Here is a 686-nt window from a genome sequence, read left to right as displayed (position 1 = left end):
GGAAGGAGCCCGAGTATCCGGCTGGAAACAAGCCATCAACCAAATGGCCGTGGCCTACCCCGACCGCTTCGACAAATACCTATAAACCCCGCCCCACACACAAACAACTTGACACGCTCCTATTCATTCGCAGCGCGACGGCACAATAGGCCTCAATATCAGTTCTGTCGATAGAACCTTCGAAAACCTCTCCAGTCTGAATATCCAAAAAGGTCCGCTCACCCCCAACATTATTAACTTCTGGAGTACACCAGTCACCCTCTTGAATTTCGCCAGTATCGTAGTAGTCAACTACTTTCTTACCCTGCGGGGTATTTAGCGTATCCCATAAATCATTCGAACTTTCCTCAATGATTGCACCGCTAGAATCCCCTACGCTTTCATGAGAGTTGTTAAAAACAGGCTCTTCAGCTGGCTCATCCTTCGCGCACGCCACCAAACCTACCGTCACTACCCCAGCCACCGACAGCAGTGCAAAATCCCTTTTGAAACGCTTGGCAGGAAAAGCGTTAACACCTCGAATAGCCACGTTTATCCTCCGAAATCTAAAAGGCTGTATAGGTTACGTCCACTAGCGTGGTGTATCTGTTACCCGGGTGAAGCCTCGTTTCGGTACGCATAAAGGCGACCACCGCGGGTACCTTTCGAATCAACTCTTACCTATCCTCGAAAGGAAGTAACCCGCG

General features: G+C 49.9%; 1 protein-coding gene. It reads right to left on the bottom strand.

The window, feature by feature from the left end:
* Window positions 1–79: 79 nt before the first annotated feature.
* On the bottom strand, window positions 80–529 hold the full coding sequence (locus MHY24_RS12010) for a hypothetical protein (RefSeq protein ID WP_239230928.1): 450 nt from the start codon (window positions 527–529) through the stop codon (window positions 80–82).
* Between the last annotated feature and the right edge of the window lie 157 nt (window positions 530–686).

This window comes from Corynebacterium sp. ACRPQ (assembly GCF_022347225.1).
GTDB classification, from domain to species: Bacteria; Actinomycetota; Actinomycetes; order Mycobacteriales; family Mycobacteriaceae; genus Corynebacterium; species Corynebacterium tuberculostearicum_D.
Note: the sequence above shows the minus strand (reverse complement) of the source record. Positions and strands in the feature narration are given on the sequence as shown.